The sequence below is a fragment of the Dinghuibacter sp. genome, from assembly GCF_035492835.1.
Lineage (GTDB): Bacteria > Bacteroidota > Bacteroidia > Chitinophagales > Chitinophagaceae > Dinghuibacter.
In genome coordinates this window covers 1-2,236 of record NZ_DATJIY010000079.1, presented here as the reverse complement: position 1 = coordinate 2,236, position 2,236 = coordinate 1, and the positions used below count along the sequence as shown (strand labels likewise).

General features: G+C 59.7%; 2 protein-coding genes. One reads left to right on the top strand and one right to left on the bottom strand.

From position 1 onward, the window contains the following. Positions 1-841, top strand: an 841-nt coding sequence (locus tag VL547_RS07720) for a hypothetical protein (protein ID WP_325576959.1), incomplete at its 5' end; no start/stop codon positions are given. On the opposite strand, the gene VL547_RS07715 is transcribed toward VL547_RS07720, so the two are convergent. Continuing rightward, positions 819-2,108: an aminotransferase class V-fold PLP-dependent enzyme gene (locus VL547_RS07715; protein WP_325576957.1), complete on the bottom strand. Its 1,290-nt coding sequence runs from the start codon at positions 2,106-2,108 to the stop codon at positions 819-821. The two genes, VL547_RS07720 and VL547_RS07715, sit on opposite strands and share 23 nt — an antisense overlap. Positions 2,109-2,236 lie beyond the last annotated feature (128 nt).

The window sequence follows — 2,236 nt, the reverse complement described above, 5'->3', positions numbered from 1 at the left end:
CGGCCCCGTCGACCAACCCGGCGTCCCCGGCGTCAACAACGACCCGCCCACCACGGACCAGCTGATCGCCGACGGCTGGGGCTACGCCTTTATCAACCCCGCCAGCATCCAGGCCGACAACGGCGCCGGTCTTACCAAGGGCATCATCGGCCTGGTGAACAAGGGCCAGTTCCGCAAACCCGACGACTGGGGCGCTCTCCGCGCCTGGGCCTGGGGCGCCGCCCGCGGCCTCGACTACCTGGAGACGAGCGAGCCTGGCGTGGATGCCAAACACGTCGGTATCGAGGGTGTAAGCCGGTATGGAAAGGCGGCGCTGGTTACGCTCGCCTTCGAGCCCCGTTTTGCCATGGGGCTGATCGGCTCCTCCGGCGAAGGCGGCGCCAAGATCAACCGCCGCAACTGGGGCGAGGCCGTCGAAAGCCTGACCGGTGGGGAATACTACTGGATGGCGGGGAACTTTATGAAGTATGGCGCCGAAGCGCCCCACCGGATGACCGCGTGCGATCTCCCCGTCGACGCCCACGAGCTCATCGCCCTTTGCGCCCCGCGGCTCGTCTTTATCAGCTATGGCATCCCGGAAAAGGGCGACGCCAAATGGCTCGACCACCAGGGCAGCTATATGGCCGCTGTGGCCGCCGGCCCGGTTTTCAAATTACTCAACGCAAAAGACCTGGGTGTGTCGAACGACTATACAACCGAAAGGATGCCCCCTGTGAATACGCCCTTGCTGGACGGCCAGCTGGCCTGGCGTCAACACGACCAGGGCCACCAGGACCAGGCAAACGTAAAGTGGTTCCTGAAATGGGCGGACAAGAACATCAGGCCCGCGCCGTCTCGGTAATCGCTCTGACCAGCCGGTCCAGGTCATCCTTTGTAGTGTATACGTGCGGCGTAATCCGCACGCAACTTATGTTTTCCCAAACAATACCGACCGCATGGATCTTATAGTCATTAAACAACTTCGAGTTCAACTCCCCCGGCGTAAGCCCATCCACGGTCACCCCGCAGATCGCGCAGGAATATTCGGGTTTTAATGACGTATGAATGCGGACCCGCGGCAGCCCGACCACCTGTGTTGCCCAGTAGTCCTTTAAAAAGCGGATGCGCTCCTCCTTGACCTTTGGCCCGATGCCGTTATGGAAGTTGATGGCCTCGCCTACGCCCTGTTCCAGCGGAAAGCTCCTCGTGCCCAGGGATTCGAACTTGCGGATGTCCCCGTCCTGTGGTTTGTCCGCACTCAACAACGTCCAGACGCGCCGGATATTTTCCTTTTTGATCCACAACATTCCCGTGCCGATCGGCGCGCTCAGGAATTTGTGGAGTGACGTGCCAAAATAGTCGCAGCCGAGGTCTTTAACAGAAAAATCCAGCAGCCCGAACGCATGCGCGCTGTCGCAAATGACCTGGACCCCGTGCCGGTGCGCCATGTCCGCGATCTTGCGGACGGGCATGATCTGGCCGACCCAGTTGATGATGTGCGTGACGTGAATGACCTTGGTGCGGTGCGTGATAGCGCGTTCATAGGCGTCGACGATGGCCGCATCGTCCTCGATGGGAAAGTCGAAGCTGATCTGTTTATACCGGATGCCGTCGCGCGCCGCCCGTTGCTTCCAGGCGTTGACCATATTGTGGTAGTCCTGCTTCGTCCCGATGACCTCGTCCCCCTTTTTGAGGTCCAGCCCGAAGATCACGGTGTTCAGCGCCTCGGTGGCGTTCCGGTTGATCGCGATCTCGTCCGGGTCGCAGCCCGCCAGCTCCGCCAGTTTTTTGCGCAGCGGTTCACGACCCTTGTCCATGACGCCCCACATATAGTAAGACGGACCCTGGTTGGCCATTTTGTTGTAACGCTCCACCGCCTCCTGGACCACCCGCGGAGACGGGCTCACCCCGCCGTTGTTGAGGTTGACCATCTCGGAGCTCACCGTATAGGATTGCTGGATGACGTTCCAAAAGGTTTCGTCCCGGGCGATGTCGGCCGGGCTGAGGTGCCGGACGCGCTCAGCGGCTGCCGCAAAACCGGCTGCGTGCATATGCTCGAAAAGACTCGTGGCGGAAAAAGCGCAGGTCAATAGACCCGCCTGTCGGAGGAAGCTGCGGCGGTCAGACATATCAGAGGTTGTAAGGTTAAATTAATCAATTATTAAGATATTTTTTACCCCGCGCCGGTATTTTCCAGGAAAAACCAAATCGTTATGCTTTGCCATGTGTTCCTCTTCGCTTCGGCCGTATTGATGGC